16 protein-coding genes are annotated in these 14,820 nt (G+C 69.8%); 10 read left to right on the plus strand and 6 right to left on the minus strand.

Translation table 11 applies throughout. From position 1 onward, the window contains the following. Window positions 1–247: 247 nt before the first annotated feature. From ACFXMV_RS00190 to ACFXMV_RS00200, 3 genes are read right to left on the minus strand one after another with little or no spacing between them, the layout of a single operon-like run. A complete protein-coding gene (locus ACFXMV_RS00190) occupies window positions 248–1,093 on the minus strand; it encodes a citryl-CoA lyase (RefSeq protein ID WP_378502730.1) in 846 nt (281 codons plus the stop codon). Beyond that, on the minus strand, window positions 1,090–2,295 hold the full coding sequence (locus ACFXMV_RS00195; protein WP_378502729.1) for a CaiB/BaiF CoA transferase family protein: 1,206 nt from the start codon (window positions 2,293–2,295) through the stop codon (window positions 1,090–1,092). Before ACFXMV_RS00195 ends, ACFXMV_RS00190 begins: the two co-directional genes overlap by 4 nt. Beyond that, window positions 2,292–3,065, minus strand: a complete 774-nt coding sequence (locus ACFXMV_RS00200; protein WP_378499242.1) for an IclR family transcriptional regulator — start codon at window positions 3,063–3,065, stop codon at window positions 2,292–2,294. Before ACFXMV_RS00200 ends, ACFXMV_RS00195 begins: the two co-directional genes overlap by 4 nt. Before the next feature lie 86 nt (window positions 3,066–3,151). On the opposite strand from ACFXMV_RS00200, the gene ACFXMV_RS00205 reads away from it, so the two are divergent. From ACFXMV_RS00205 to ACFXMV_RS00220, 4 genes are all read left to right on the plus strand, one after another. Next, the gene (locus ACFXMV_RS00205) at window positions 3,152–3,703 is read left to right on the plus strand and encodes a TetR/AcrR family transcriptional regulator (protein WP_378499243.1); all 552 of its coding nucleotides are present in this window, start codon (window positions 3,152–3,154) and stop codon (window positions 3,701–3,703) included. A 94-nt stretch (window positions 3,704–3,797) separates the two neighbouring features. Then, window positions 3,798–5,393 (plus strand): GMC oxidoreductase, encoded by a 1,596-nt coding sequence (locus ACFXMV_RS00210; RefSeq protein ID WP_378499244.1) that lies wholly within the window; start codon window positions 3,798–3,800, stop codon window positions 5,391–5,393. A gap of 73 nt (window positions 5,394–5,466) precedes the next feature. Next, entirely contained in the window at window positions 5,467–5,844 is a 378-nt protein-coding gene (locus ACFXMV_RS00215; RefSeq protein WP_378499245.1) for a hypothetical protein, read from the plus strand. A 124-nt stretch (window positions 5,845–5,968) separates the two neighbouring features. Beyond that, complete coding sequence (locus tag ACFXMV_RS00220) at window positions 5,969–7,504, plus strand: FUSC family protein (protein ID WP_378499253.1); 1,536 nt, start codon at window positions 5,969–5,971, stop codon at window positions 7,502–7,504. On the opposite strand, the gene ACFXMV_RS00225 is transcribed toward ACFXMV_RS00220, so the two are convergent. Beyond that, a complete protein-coding gene (locus ACFXMV_RS00225; RefSeq protein ID WP_378499246.1) occupies window positions 7,489–7,815 on the minus strand; it encodes a hypothetical protein in 327 nt (108 codons plus the stop codon). The genes ACFXMV_RS00220 and ACFXMV_RS00225 overlap by 16 nt on opposite strands. Window positions 7,816–7,964: 149 nt before the next feature. After that, entirely contained in the window at window positions 7,965–8,849 is an 885-nt protein-coding gene (locus ACFXMV_RS00230; RefSeq protein WP_378499247.1) for a LysR substrate-binding domain-containing protein, read from the minus strand. 79 nt (window positions 8,850–8,928) lie between these two features. Between ACFXMV_RS00230 and ACFXMV_RS00235 the strand changes: the two genes are divergently transcribed. The 6 genes from ACFXMV_RS00235 (at window position 8,929) to ACFXMV_RS00260 (ending at window position 14,527) form a co-directional block, all read left to right on the plus strand. Further along, window positions 8,929–10,161 carry an MFS transporter gene (locus tag ACFXMV_RS00235; RefSeq protein WP_378502728.1) on the plus strand — a complete coding sequence of 411 codons (1,233 nt, stop codon included), beginning with the start codon at window positions 8,929–8,931 and terminating at the stop codon, window positions 10,159–10,161. A gap of 62 nt (window positions 10,162–10,223) precedes the next feature. Further along, window positions 10,224–10,862: an NAD(P)-dependent oxidoreductase gene (locus ACFXMV_RS00240; RefSeq protein ID WP_378499249.1), complete on the plus strand. Its 639-nt coding sequence runs from the start codon at window positions 10,224–10,226 to the stop codon at window positions 10,860–10,862. A gap of 33 nt (window positions 10,863–10,895) precedes the next feature. Beyond that, complete coding sequence (locus ACFXMV_RS00245; RefSeq protein WP_378499250.1) at window positions 10,896–11,354, plus strand: hypothetical protein; 459 nt, start codon at window positions 10,896–10,898, stop codon at window positions 11,352–11,354. A 220-nt stretch (window positions 11,355–11,574) separates the two neighbouring features. After that, window positions 11,575–12,438, plus strand: coding sequence for an ABC transporter ATP-binding protein (locus ACFXMV_RS00250; RefSeq protein WP_378499251.1), 864 nt, complete (start codon window positions 11,575–11,577; stop codon window positions 12,436–12,438). Next, the gene (locus tag ACFXMV_RS00255) at window positions 12,435–13,493 is read left to right on the plus strand and encodes an ABC transporter permease (protein WP_378499252.1); all 1,059 of its coding nucleotides are present in this window, start codon (window positions 12,435–12,437) and stop codon (window positions 13,491–13,493) included. Before ACFXMV_RS00250 ends, ACFXMV_RS00255 begins: the two co-directional genes overlap by 4 nt. After that, complete coding sequence (locus ACFXMV_RS00260) at window positions 13,490–14,527, plus strand: ABC transporter permease (RefSeq protein ID WP_378502727.1); 1,038 nt, start codon at window positions 13,490–13,492, stop codon at window positions 14,525–14,527. The genes ACFXMV_RS00255 and ACFXMV_RS00260 overlap by 4 nt, the downstream gene beginning before the upstream one ends. Window positions 14,528–14,545: 18 nt before the next feature. Here ACFXMV_RS00260 and ACFXMV_RS00265 read toward each other — a convergent pair whose 3' ends face one another. Next, a complete protein-coding gene (locus ACFXMV_RS00265; RefSeq protein WP_378498481.1) occupies window positions 14,546–14,770 on the minus strand; it encodes a hypothetical protein in 225 nt (74 codons plus the stop codon). Window positions 14,771–14,820: the final 50 nt, after the last annotated feature.

Raw genomic sequence — 14,820 nt, forward strand, 5'->3', positions numbered from 1 at the left:
CGCCAAGAGAGAGTTGGTTGGAAGGCAGGTGGAATCGTATGGCGCGCACAGCGTCTGTCACCGGGGCCAAGTGATGGCCGACGAGAACAATGCGGGGAACAGCACGCGCCACAGCGGCCAGTCCCACGGCCGGTCGAACGGGTAGAAGCACGTCGGGTCACAGATCATCACGACCTCCTAGGTAGGCGGCCCCGACCACCTGTCCAGACTATGCCGTGGGCCACGTGAGCCGAGGTCGATGCGGTTCTCAGTCGCGGGGCACGGCTCTTTCACCGGTGCCTGTGTAGGCGGCGAGGAGGGGCGGAGGCATCGGCCCCTTGATGCGGCGTCCGCCCTCGTACTCCTCCCAGGCGTGCGCCAGGATCCCGACCGATCGGGAAAGGATGAACAGGCCGCGGGCCAGCTGTGGGGCGAAACCGAGCTCGGCGTAGATGACCGCAGTGGCCCCGTCGATGTTCATCGGCACCCGGCGGGAACGTCCCTCCGCGAGTTGGCGTTCGATCTCCCCGGCGATGACGAGATGGTCGCCGGGGACCGTGCCGAGTCCGATGTGCTGCCGCACCGCATCGAGGAGGGGGTCGCGGCGGGGATCGCGCGGGTGGAAACGATGCCCGAATCCGGGCACGTAGCGATCGCCGGAGCGGAACTCGTCGACGGTGCGTCGCACGGCCTGCTCCAGGCCGTCACCGGCGGCCGTGGCACGGTGGATGCCGTCGAGGACCTCCATGCATTGTTGGCCTGCCCCGCCGTGGCCGTCGCCGAGCAGACCCACTCCCGCGGAGATGGCACCCTGCAGACCCACACCGCAGGTGGCGGCCATGCGGGCCGCGGCGATCGACGGGGCCTGCGGCCCGTGGTCGACCGCGGACACCAGTGCCTTCTCGAGCAGAGACGCCTGCGCCCGCGTCGGTAGGTCGCCTCGCACCATGAGCCAGATCATCTCCACGAACCCGACCCCGTCGATCAGCTGGTCGATGGGGTAGCCGCGCAGTCGGATGACGCCCGGTTCGATGTCGCTGACCGCGGTGGACCACCAGTCGGCGACGTCGCGGGTGCTGGTGCGGGACAGCGCGTCTTCGCGCGCGTCGCTCATATCGCGTGATCCTCACGGAGCCGGTCGATCTCGGACGGGCCGAAGCCGGCCTCGGCGAGAATCTCCTCGGTGTGCTCACCGAGTCTCGGCGCGGGCGACATGGGCGCCACCGCATGTCCGTCGACATGGGTGGGAAGCCCGAGAACCCGCACGGTGCCGCCGGCCGCGGCCGGGGACGCGACGGTGGCCACCAGGCCGCGATGGCCGACCTGCTCCGAGCGCAGAGCCTGGGGTACCGACACCACGGGGGCGGCGGGAACACCGCTGTCGAGGAAGATCTCGTCCCATTCCGTGGCAGATTTGGCCTTGAGGGATGTCTCGAGTTCCTCGCGCAGTTCGTCCCTGTTGATTTTGCGGTCTTCGCGGTCGGCGAAGCGCGGATCGTCGACGAGTTCGGGACGCTCGAGGATGCGGCACAGACTCTCGAACTGCTCCTGCTTGTTCGCGGCGATGTTGAGAGCGCCGTCGGCGGTGCGGAACGTGCCGGACGGCGCCGAGGTGACGTTCTCGTTCCCCATCGGGGACGGTTCTCGGCCGGCGATGAGGTGGTCGGAGACCACCCAGCCCATCGAGGTGAGGGCGGCGTCCAACATCGACGTGTCGAGATAGGCGCCCTGCCCGGTGCGCTGTTGGCGCACCAGCGCCGAGGAGATCGCGAAGGCCGCGGCGAGCCCACCGAAGCTGTCGCACACCGGAAAACCGACCCGCAGCGGCGCCGTTTCGCGGGTGCCGGTGACCGACATGATCCCCGACAGCCCCTGGACGACCTGGTCGTAGGCGGGCCGCGCCCTCATGGGTCCGTCCGCGCCGAATCCGGACACCGCGCAGTACACGAGCCGCGGATTGATCGAACGCAGCCGGTCCCAACCGAATCCGAGACGTTCGAGTACGCCGGGACGGAAGTTCTCGAGCAGGACGTCGGCGCGTTTCACCAGGCTCTCGAACACCTCCGCGCCGCCGGCGGTCTTGAGATCTATCGCGATAGAACGCTTTCCGGCGTTTTGGGCTAGGAAGGACGTCCCCAGGTGCTCGCCGCTCAACGTGGTGCTGCCGCCGAGTTGACGGGCAATATCGCCTGCGCCGGGCGACTCTATCTTGATGACGTCGGCACCCATCAGCGCGAGTTGATAGCCGGCGAACGGTCCCGCGAGGACGGTCGTCATGTCCAGGACGCGGACGCCGGCCAGCAATCCCTCGTTCACAGGAACGCCTCCACTCTTCCCAGACCGATGCTGCCGATCTCGGTCGCGGATTCGGTGACCGCGTCGACATAGCGGCGCACTCGGTCGGCGGTGAATCGGGAGGTGGGACCGCCGACGGACAGCGCAGCCAGCACGCGCCCGTCGGGCGACAGGATGGGTGCCGCGACGGCCGACGCGCCGAGTTCGCGTTCACCGTGACTCACCGCGTATCCCGCCTCGCTGACGGCGGTCACCTCGCGGCGCAGCGTGTCGGGGTCCCGGCCCGGTCGCTCGGAGAGTTGACGGAGCACCGACTCGGGCGCTCCGCCGAGAAGAACCTTCGCGGCAGCACCGGTTTCGAGGGTGTAGGGGGCCCCGACCCTCACCACGCTGCGGACGGTGGCGGTTCCCTCGACCTGTGCGATGGAGATCCGGCTGAGGTCCTGACGGATGTACACGTTGACCGTTTCACCGCACGCGTCGACGAGGCGGGCCATGATGCGTCGGGCATCGGCGTCGACATCCCACAACGACCGCGCGAGGTCCACCCAGCGAAGGAAACCCGCGCCCGGGCCGTAGGTCGAGTCTCGTTGATCGACGATCAGGCCGAGCGCGCCAAGGGTGGCGAGGACCCGCACCACGGTGGTCTTCGGCAGGCCGGTCAGCGCCACGATCTCGCGCAACGTCCGGCGTGGATGGTCGAGGTCGAACAGCTGGAGCACGTCGACCGCCCGGGCGATGCTTCGCACCCCACCGTCCGCCTTGCCCGCCGCCAGCCCTGCCTCGGCCACACCCCCACAGTAGACCGCCAGTCGGTTTTGCAGGACCATACTGCGGTCTGAACCATCTTCTCGGACGCACGTCCGATAATGACCTGGTGCGATCACAACGGAAGATCTTGGACGCCACGCTCGAACTGATCGGGAGTGAGGGCTTCGAGGGAGTCACCATCGCGGCGGTGGCCCACGCTTCTGGCGTGTCGCGGCAGACCGTGTACTCCATCTTCGGGTCACGCGAGGACCTCGTCTCGCAGGCCGTCGCAGGCCTCGCACTGGAGGTGCTGGGCAACATCCGCGCCCGACTGGACAGCACCGACACAGCCTTCGACTACATCGCCGAGCTCATCGTCGCCGGGCGAGCCGCGGTCCGCGACGAACCGGTGCTGGCCGCCCTGCTGGGCGCGGAACGGGGCAATCCACTCTTCGACACCGGCATGATGGCCCGCGCCAAACCGGTGGTACGCCAACTCCTCTCGCCGCTCATCGAACGCGAGCCGGGCCTGGGCGACGACCTGGACGACCTCGCCGAGATCACGCTCCGCCTTGCCCTGTCGGTCATCGTCTTCGATGACGAGCAGGTCCACGGCGACGACGACCTGCGCAGGTTCCTCACCCGCTGGCTGCGGCCGGCAATGTCCCCCGGAACCTGATCGCGCCCCCAACTTCTTGACACCTGTATGTCCAAGTGTCTAGTTTTGGCTCGCTTGACCGAGTACGTCGCTGTCCGCAATCAGGGGGTTAGCCGTGTCCGAGATCAAACGCCGGTCGTTTCTGGCCGGCGCAGCCGCTGTGGGGGTCGCGCTGACGACCCCGCGAATCGCCCAGGCGGCCACGGGCATTGGCGCCCGAGTCAACACGGTGCCGGTCACCCGCGAGGAGCACCGGGCGATCGTGATCGGGTCGGGATTCGGCGGTGGCGTCGCCGCTCTGAGGCTCGCGCAGGCGGGCGTTCCGGTGCTCGTGCTGGAGCGCGGGATCCGGTGGCCCACGGGACCCGACGCGAACACATTCCCCAGTCCCACGGCGCCCGACAAGCGCATCCTCTGGCACCAGTCCGCGCCGGAGCTGTTCGGCAAGCCGGTCGCCCTCGAGCCCTACGCCGGCCTGCTCGAGGCGGTTCCGGGCGAGAACATGACGACCCTGTGCGCCGCGGGCGTCGGCGGCGGCTCCCTGATCTATCAGGGGATGACCCTGCAGCCCGCGGAGGCCGTGTTCAACACGCACTTTCCCGAGGAACTCGACTGGGCGACGATGAACCGGGTCCACTACCCGCGGGTCGCCCGCATGTTGCGGCTCGCCGTCGCCCCGGACGAACTCGTCGACAGCCCGAACTACCTGGCGCCGAGGCTGTTCGCGCAGAACGTGACGCGCGCCGGGCTTCCGCTGTCGAAGATCCCGATGCCGATCGACTGGAACTACGCGCTCGACGAGCTCCACGGCCGCATGAAACCGTCGTACACCAACGGCACCGGCGCCCTGGGGGTCAACAACGGCGGCAAGCACTCGGTTGACGTCACCTACATCGCCGAAGCCGAGGCGACCGGCCGGGCGACGGTGCAGACGCTGCACCAGGTCACCGACGTCGAGCGGGCCGCGGACGGCCGCTGGACGGTGCACGTCGAGCGGATCGACACGTCCGGCACGGTGCTCGAGAACAAGATCCTCACCACCAACGCCCTGGTGATGGGCGCGGGCACCATGGGCACCACCCGACTGCTGATGCGCGCCGCGGCGAAGGGCCAGATCCCCGACCTGCCGGACGGGCTCGGCGGCGGGTGGGGCAGCAACGCCGACAGGATCTACGTGTGGACCAACCTGGAGACCGAGTTCGGCGCCACCCAGGGCGGACCGGTCGTCTACGGCAGCCTGAACTGGGACAACCCGGCCACCGCGCACACGGTCATCCAGGCGTCGATCCCCTCGCTCGGCGTCGATGCCCGCAGCACCATGCTGGTCGGCTACGGCGTCAGCGAGGGGCGCGGCACCTTCGTGTACGACTCCGCCAGGGACGACGCGGTCCTGCGCTGGCCGAAGGAGGGTGACGCCGTCATCCAGAACGGCCACATCGGGCCGACGGTGCAGGCGATCGCGGGCCCCGCAAGCGTTCTCACGGACACCACGGCGCTGTTCCCCTCGACCTGGCACCCGCTTGGCGGCGCGTCCATGGAATCGGTCTGCGACCTCGAGGGCCGGGTGCACGGCCAGCCGGGACTGTATGTGCTCGACGGTGCCCTGATGCCGGGGAACACCGCGGCGTGCAACCCGTCGATGACGATCGCCGCCGTGGCCGAACGCGCGATGGATCGCATCGTCGCGCGAGACGTCGGCACGGTGATCTGACGCGTCGAAGTCCCTCGCCGGGACCGGCAAGTTCACCCTTATGCCGCGTGCGTTCCGGGTGTGCAATGGAGTGATGAACACCAGAACAGTCCCCCCGTCCGAACGCCGGCGGATCGCGCGGACCGCGGTCGATTCCCTGGGTGGGCAACGCAGCGATCACGCGTTGGTACGGGTCACCTGCCCCGCCAGTCACCACGTGGCGACCGTCTACCGAACCGAGGAGGGTCCCGCGGTCGTGTCCGGCGGACCCCACACCCACGGTTCCCGTGATTTCGTCGACACCGCGCACCACGGCGACAACCTCGGCTCCGAGTTCGTCGACCTGCTCGAGGCCTCCGAGTTCGAGGACGACGCCCTGCCCGTCCGCTGTGCGTGCGGCTCGCGGACCCTGTCGCGTCAGGAGTTGCAGCAGGCCGTCCGGTCGCACACTCACACCCTTTTGCTCCCGTAGTGAGATTCGCCTCAGGGCCCGCCGCGGATTCGGCTTCCGACCTGCCGGGTTCCTAACCTGACTTGTTGTGTCCGTCGACCTGCCGCTGCCGAGCCCCGCGCCGCCGTGGTCGGCCCTGACGGCGGTGTCGCGTCGGGGACGTCATTGGCCGGGAGTTGTTCGGGCCGCGGTCACGGTCGCGCTGCCCGGCCTGATCGGCGTGGCGTTCGGATCCGGGGCGGTCGCCGCTGTCGCGGCTCTCGGCGCCTTCGCCGTGGTCTACGGGGAGGGCCGCCCCTACCGGGTGCGTTGGCGCGTGGTCGCGACCGTCGGTGCCGTGCTCGTCGCGCTGGCCGGACTCGGCGCAGGCGTCGGCTCCGTGGTGCGCGACGCCATGGCCGATGGCGGATCGCACCTGTGGCCAATGGTGGTCGTCCTGACCATGACCGTCGTCGTGGCCGCGTGCGCGTACGTCGTCGACGCCCTTCGCGTCGGTCCGCCCGGCGCCTTCCTGTTGCTGCTCACTCTCGAGATCGCCTCGGTGCTTCCCACGGCGGGCGTCTCGGTCGGCGCGATCGTCGGGTGGACGGCCGTCGGTGCGGGCACGGCGCTCGCGGTGGCGATGTCCGGTGTCGTGTTCCGCCCCCACACCCCGGAGCGCGCCGCTGTCGCCTCCGCGGTGGCCGCGGTCGAGGCCGTCCTCGCGCAGAACACACCGACCCGGCGCCGGGAGGCCGTGCGATCGCTGCACTCCGCCTGGCAGTGCCTGCACGACGCAGGCCTCGTCGTGTCGGGGCACCTGTTGACGCGGACGCTCGAGGACGCCCAGCTGCGCTGCGCCGCGGTTCTGCACAGCGTGGACCAGGGCGAGGCCTCCCCCGCCGACGACCTGCAGCCGCAGATTCCGTTGCGCCGCCCCTCGATCCTCCACCGGCTCGCACGCGCCGCGCACCCGCGGGGCCGGACCTGCACCATCGTCGTCCGCCTGCTCGTCGCATGCCCGGTCGCGGGACTGTCCGCGATCGGATTGGGTGTCGGACACCCCGACTGGGCCGTGATCACCGCCGCCATGATCCTGCATCAGGGGCCGGACCGGATCCTCGGAACGTACCGGGCCGCACATCGATTCACGGGCACCGTCCTGGGACTCGTCCTGCTGTCGGCCATGTCGTTCGGCGACCTGGACGGCGGCGTGCTCGTCGTCGCGCTCGCCCTGCTGATGGCGGGGATCGAGGCGTTTCTGGTCCGCAACTACGGCATCGCGATGGTGTTCATCACCCCGCTCGCCATGATCCTCGGCGCGCTCGGCGCCCCTGAGGACCTCGTCTCGGTGTCCCGCGACCGGTTCCTCGAGACGGTCGTGGGGGTGGTTGTCGCCCTGGTCGTGATGTGGGGCGTGCTGCCCCGCGCGTATCGGCGGATCCTCGCCGACACCGACGACCAGGTCGCCCGCACCCTCGCCCGGATCGCCACCTCCACCGATGCAAGCCAGCTGGCGGAGCTGCGTCGCGATCTCGAGTTCGATCTGCAGGCGTCCACCACCGCGGCGATCACCGCCGCCCACACCGACCCCGACTGGACCCGCGACCGGTGGCAGGAGCATCACCACCTGCACGAGCTCGGCTACCGCATCCTCACGCCGCCGCCGCTATGGAGTCCGGCCGGTCATCCCGCGACGTAGAAGGTCCCGATGCTGGCCACCTGGGCACCGGGGTAGTGCCCGGTGACGACGACCTGACCCGATCCGGTGTGGATCTCGTGGCGGCCCGGGTCTCGGTCGGTGATCGTGCCGGAAGCCCCGGTGAACAGGTTCGTCCACGTGTAGACGTACCCGTAGCCGACCGGGGTGGGAAAGATCGAGCCGTGCCCATGGTGCACCGTCGGGTTGTACATCGCGGCGCCGTAAGGACCGGCGAGCACGCCCGGAATCTGCAGCACGGTGGCCGCGTCGAATCGGGGTGCCGGTTCCGCCGACGCGCTGGGAAGCGTCACGGCCGTCGCAGCCGCTGCGGCGACACCGGCCGTGACCGCCCGTGCAAACTGTCTTCTCCACTGCTGCATGCGTTTCCTCGTGTCGTGGCCGGCCGACGGTTCGGGTCGCCGCGGGTCCGCACTGTACGTCTCCCCCGGACCGCGTTCCGTTACCGGATGCCCTCCTCACCCACCCCCAGGCCCGCCAGGTAGGCCGCGGCCGCGGGCGCCGGCCGCAGCCGGCTCCACACCAGGTGCTCGACCCTGGTCGGGGGGTCGCGCAGTTCGACGACGCGCAGGTCGGGGAACTCGGACACCACGGACGCGGGCAGCAGCCCGATGCACAGGCCCTGTCGGATCAGGCGCGCGAAGAAGTCCACCGCCATCACCTCGAAGGCGACCTGGCGGCGGACGCCGACCGCCGCGAAGGCCTCGTCCGACTGCGCCCGCCCGCCGGATCCCGCCGGAAAATCGACGAACACCTCGTCGGTCAGCCGGTGCAGGTCCACGTCGCGCTCCTGCGCCAGTGGGTGCGCGGGCGGCACCAGGGCGACCAACTCGCCGCGCGCCAGCTCGAGACCGCGCACGCCCGTCGGCTCGGCGCCCCGCGGCAAGCCGAGGAAGGCGACATCCAGGGCGCCCTGCCGGACCTGGTCGACCAGGTCGCCACTGGCACCCATGCGCAGGCTGATCTGCACCTGCGGGTGGCGCGCGCGGAAGTCCCTCATGGACGCGGCGAGGTCGACCGCCCCGACCGTGGGGATGGCGCCGATCGCGAGCCGGCCCCGGATCTCGCCCGCGGCGGCGGTGACCTCGGCGCGGGCTCGTTCGGCTGCCTCCACGCTCTGGCGGGCCGCGGGAAGGAACGCCTCCCCTGCGGGCGTGAGCTCGACCCGTCGGCTGGTCCGGTCGAAGAGCTTGGCGCCGAGCTCGCGCTCCAGGCGGGCGATCTGGTGACTGAGCGCGGACTGGACCACCAGGCAGCGTTCGGCGGCGCGGGTGAAGTTCTTGGTCTCCGCGACGGCGAGGACGTAACGCATCTGCTGCAGCTCCATCGATCTATCTTGAATCACGATCGTTGCGGTGACAAACATGTGTTGGACTCATCAATCGTGAGCCGCCAGGCTTTCAGGCATGACAAACGTGTTGACGCGCACCGCGCCGGGCCGCCCCGCCGCCGAGCCCGGGCTGAGCCGAGGACTGCTGCTGCTGATGTCGATCGCGACCGGACTCGTGGTGGCGGGCAACTACTTCGCCCAACCGCTGCTGGACGTGATCCGCCGGGACCTCGAGCTCAGCACGTCGACGGCGGCGATGGTGGTCACCGCCGCCCAGGCCGGCTACGCCGCGGGCCTGATCCTGCTGCTGCCGCTCGGGGACCTGCTGGAACGGCGACGCCTGACGGTGGTGTTGTTCGGGGCCACCGCGGTGTTCCTGCTGATGTCGGCCGTCGCGCCCAACGGCACCGTGCTGCTGGCGGGCACCGCCCTCGCCGCGGTGACCTCGGTGTCGGCGCAGGTGCTGGTGACGTTCGCCGTCGCCCTCGCCTCACCCGAGCATCGCGGCCGGGTTGTGGGCACGGTGATGAGCGGCCTCCTGCTGGGAGGCCTTCTGGCGCGGACGATCTCGGGAACGCTGTCCGAGTTCGGCGGCTGGCGAACCGCCTACTGGGTCAACGCGGTCCTGCTGGCGGCGGTGGCGATGCTGCTGTGGCGCGTCCTGCCCCGGCTGCACACTCCCGCCGGGATGTCCTACCCCGCCCTGCTGCGCTCCACCATCGTCCTGTTCCGCACCGAGCCCGTACTGCGTTGGCGCGCAGGCATTGCCGCCCTGTCGCTCGCGTCGTTCAACGTGTTCTGGACGGCCGTGACCTTCCTGTTGGTCGGGGATCACTACCGGTGGTCGGAGGCGGTCATCGGGCTGTTCGGCCTGGTCGCTGTCGCCGGGACGATCGCCACCCCGGTGGCCGGCCGGCTCGCCGACCGCGGCCATGTGCACTGGGTTGCAGGCGTCGGAACCGCCCTGTTGGCGGTGTCCTGGGTGGCGATCGGCGCGGGCGGGACGTCGCTGGTGTGGCTGCTCGCCGGAGCGATCGCGCTGACCGTCGCGCAGCAGTCCGTGCTGAGCAGCAACCAGAACGTCATCTACGCGCTGGCTCCCGAGATCCGCAATCGGCTGAACTCCGCCTTCATGACGGCCTTCTTCATCGGCGGCGCCGCCGGTTCGGCACTGACCGCCGTCGCCTGGGTGCGCGGCGGCTGGGCCGGGGTGAGTGCCCTCGGCGGGGCGCTGGCCGTCGCGACCTTCCTGGTCTGGGTGGCCGAACGCGTGAGCAACGCCAGGCGCCTCCCCGCCCTACCGGTCTGATCGCCCGATCTGCGGACCACTTTCACATTCACCGACGACAAGTCCAAGAGGAGCAAACAACCATGCGCATCACAGTTTTCGGCGCGGCGGGACAGGTGGGAAGCCGGGCGGTGGCCGAGGCCCTGGATCGAGGCCACGAGGTGACGGCCGTGCTGCGGCGCCCGGCGCGGGCGCACGAGGTGCCTGCGGGGGCCGAGGTACGCCTCGGCGACGCGACGAGCCTCGAGGACGTCATCGAGCTGAGCATCGGCCAGGACCTCGTGATCAGCGCGACCCGGCCGACACCGGGCCGGGAGAGCGAACTGGTCGCGACCACGAAGGTACTGCTCGCGGGCCTGGCCCGGACGCGGGTGCGGCTGCTGATGGTCGGCGGCGCCGCCACGCTGACCGTGCCCGGCACGGCCGGGGTGACCGTGATGGACGAGCCGGACTTCCCCGCCGCGTTGCGGGGCATCGCGCGGGCGTGCGCCGACCAACTCGAGGTGTGCCGTGCCGACGCGTCGGCTCAGTGGACGTACCTCAGCCCGCCCGCACTGCTCGAGCCCGGCACGCGAACCGGACAGTTCCGGCTGGGCACGGACGACCTGCTGGTCGACGCCGACGGCGCCTCCGTGCTCTCCATGGAGGATCTGGCGGTGGCGCTGCTCGACGAGGCGGAACGGCCACGGCATCACCGCGCCCGGTTCACCGCCGCGTACTGACCCGCTCCCGCCACACCACGAAAGGACAACAGCATGACCATGATCGACTACTCCGACGACGTGATCGCCGCCCAGCCCATGGGGTACTGGACCGACCTGGCCGGCCGCACGATCATCGGCGCCCTCCGCGCCCAGCTCGCGGTCGAGCAGCTCACGCAGCCACACTGGTGGACCCTCAACCACGTCAGCGGCTCCCCCGGCGCCTGGAGCCGCGCGACGCTGGCTGAGCGGCTCCGCGAATTCGCCGATGAGGGAACCGATTTCGGCACTGTCGTCGACGACCTGACCGACAGGGGCTGGCTGCGAGTCGACGAGGCCGGCGCCCTGACCCTCACCGACGAGGGCGAGGCCGGGAGGCGGCGCGCGCACGAGCGCAACGCAACGGCTCACCAAAGGATGCGCGAGGGCGTGCCGACCGCCGACTACGTCGCGACCGTCAACGTCCTGCGGCGCATGGTCGCCAACCTGGACGGCCGCACAGACCTGCCCTGACCGCCACTACCGACACCAGGAGTACCGACATGAGCACCGACACCGGCCTCTACTCGATCATCGGCTACACCGTTGTGCGGGAGGTCGGCCCCAGCACGCGTGAGCTGACAATTCCGACGCAGCATCGATCTCCTTCGCTAAGCTAAGGCCCCAAGGAGAAGCGGAAACGCCGGGGGATTCGGGAATCGCCGAGAAATACTCCTCGGCAAGGGGGACCGCTATGACCGAGACCGTCCTGTCGATGCACGAGGTACACAAGTCGTTCCGACGTCGGCCTGCGCTGCGGGGCTGCACCTTCGAGATCCCCCGGGGAACCGTCACCGCGCTGGTCGGTGCCAACGGCGCCGGCAAGTCGACGGTGATGTCGCTGGCGGTCGGCCTGCTCGCACCCGACTCGGGCTCCGTGTCGGTACTCGGAAAGCCGCCGAACCAGAACGGCATCCGCTCCGGGCTGTCCTACCTCGCGCAGCACAGGCCGCTCTATCCCAAGTTCTCCGTCGCCGACATCCTGCGCTTCGGGGCGCACGCCAATACCGACTGGGACGGCGGCTACGCGGCCGCGCTGGTCGACGCCGCGGGCATTCCGATGTCCGCCAAGGTCAAGGCCCTCTCCCCCGGGCACCGCACCCGCGTCGCCCTCGCCCTGACCCTCGGACGGAGGCCCGAGGTGCTGCTGCTCGACGAGCCGCTGGCCGACCTCGACCCGCTCGCCCGCCGCGATGTCGCGCAGACCCTGATGCAGCACGTCGCCGACCACGGCACCACGGTCGTGCTGTCCTCGCACGTACTCGCCGAACTGACGAACGTCGCTGACCACCTGCTGTTGCTCGGCGACGGCCGGGTCCGGCTCTCGGGCGAGATCGAGGCGCTGCTGAGCGAGCACTACGTGCTCGCAGGCAGCGCGGATCCCGGCCCGGTCGTCGGCGAGGGTGCGGTGATCGACACGCGCACCGGTGCCGGGCAGAGCGTGCACCTGGTCCGGGGCCCCCGACCTGCCGTCAGCGAAGGGTGGTCGCTGGACGACGCCGACCTCGACGATCTGGTGCTCGCCCACCTCGGCGCACAGTCGAACTCGATCGCATGATCTGGGTGACCTGGCGGCAGTGCCGCGCCACCATCATCGCGGCGCTGTCGTTCATCACGCTGCTGATCGCGGTCGCCGCGGTCGCGGGGCCCATGACCCGTAAGTCCGAAACCCCCGACACCTTCGGCAACATCTGCTCGCGCTGGAACGACCCCGTCGGCGGTTGCCGGCCCGAAACCGCGTTGACCATCACCACACTGCTGGCATACATGCTGCCGGTGCTGCTCGGCATGCTGGTCGGCGTCACCGTTTTCTCCCGGGACCTCGAGCAGCGCACCCACGTGCTCGGCTTCTCCCAGTCGGTCAGCCGACCCTGGTGGTACTTCTCGCGCGTCCTGGTGGTGTTCGTCCCGATCAGCCTGGCGATGTCGCTGCTCGGCCTGGTGCTCGGCTGGACCCGCGCGCCGGTACCCAGGCATGCCGTGTTGTGGACCAGCGACTCGGCCCCGCGCCTGGAGTTCCCGCTCTTCGAGACGTCGGGAATCGTGATGGGCGGCTACACCTTTCTCGCCCTGATGGTCGGCAGCACCCTCGCGCTACTACTGCGCAGCACGCTCGCGTCGATGGTCCTGGTGCTCTTCGGGGTGCCGATCCTCCTCGTGGCGCTGACGATTGCCGTACGCCCGAACTACGCGGCCCCGACCATCGAGCGCCAGGACCTCGACGGGTACGCCCGTTCCTCCGAGTACGGCCGGGCCGGATCCCTCGAGCGAGATACAGGCTGGGTCGTCGACAAGGGGTTCGTCGACGCGGCGGGCGCGGCCGTCGAGGTCGATTTCAGGGCCTGCCGCGCGGCCCTCCCCCGGGTCGACTACACAGAGCGGCCGGGCGAACGCGAGCCGGAGCGCCAGGCCCGCATCAGATTGCTGTACGACGAGAACGTCCGCGCCGTCGACGACTGCCTTCGCGCGCAGGGCGCCGATCACTATCAGATCCGCTACCACCGAGACGGCAGGTTCTGGCGGTTCCAGGCTACCGAAACCGCACTCACCCTGACGCTTTCGGCGCTGTTGCTGGTCCCTGCCATGCTCGGACTGCGGCGGTTGCGACCGTGATCTGGGCTTGCTGGCGGCAGTGCCGCACCACCGTCGTCGTGGCGCTGTCGATCATCGGTGTGTTGATCGGGGCGGTCATCGTCGCGGGGTTCGCGAACCGCAGGTCCGCGATCAGCGACGAGTACGGCATCCTCACCCTCACGACGCTGCTCGCGGTGCTGCTGCCGATGCTGTGGGGCGCGTTCGTCGGCGTCACGGTCTTCTCCCGGGACCTCGAGCAGCGCACCCATGTGCTCGGCCTGTCCCAGTCCTCGGGACGCACCCGGTGGTACGTCTCCCGCGTCCTGGCGGTGTTCGTCCCGATCTCGTTGGCGATGACCGTGCTCGGCCTCGCGCTGGGCTGGGCCCGCTCGCCGAGCGTCGAGGCGGTCATTCGTGCGAAGTCAGATCTGACGGGCAGCTTCTTCCCGAACTTCGGCATGTCCGGGGTGCGGTTGGATCAACCGGTCTTCGACACCTCCGGAATCGTGTTGGGCGCCCACACCTTTCTCGCGCTGATCGTCGGCAGCACGATCGCGTTGCTGCTGCGCAACACCATCGCGTCGATGGTCGTGGCGCTGGCTCTGCTGGTCTTCGTTCCCGCCACACTGGCCAACACGATCCGCCCGCACTACGCGACCCCCGACGTCGACCGGCAGGCCATCGCGGGCAGCGTCTGGTCGGGCTACAGCCGCTTGGCCGGCATCTCCCGCGGCTCGGACTGGATCGTCGGACAGGGATACGTCGACGGCACCGGCGCTGGCGCCGACATCGACGAATTGGCGTGCCCCTGGAGCGCACCCTTCGAGGAACTGGCGCAACGCCACGGCGAGACCATCGCGCAGTACAAGGCGCGGACCGACGCCCTCGACGAGCAGACCGGACGCCGCCTGGCCGCCTGCCTGGTCGACCTGGGCGCGAGCGCCTACGAGGTCCGCTTCCACAGCAACCGCCAATACTGGCGGTTCCAGGCCACCGAGGCCGCGCTTCTCCTCACGCTCGCCGGCCTGCTCATGGCGCCCGCCCTATGGGGTGTGCGGCGGCTGCGTCCGTGATCCGTCAGGCCATCAGTATTACCCTCCGCCACCGAGCCGTTCGTCCAGGGACGCGTCGATCGCGTCGTCCTCCGTGTTGAAGAACCTCGGCATGGTCTCGCCGGACTCTGCCAATCCCACCACCAGCTGAGTGAGCCTGAGGTCGGGATTCCGGTGCCACAGTTCGCCCAGCTTGGTCAGGATTGGATCGATCCGTGCCGGGTCTCGAAGGATCGGGTTGTCGAACATCGAGCGCCCGTTCATGCGGATCTCACTTCCCTGGTGTGCGAATATCTTCCGATTCATTCGGCCGG

The organism is Rhodococcus sp. NPDC059179 (assembly GCF_042754885.1).
GTDB lineage: Bacteria > Actinomycetota > Actinomycetes > Mycobacteriales > Mycobacteriaceae > Rhodococcus_G.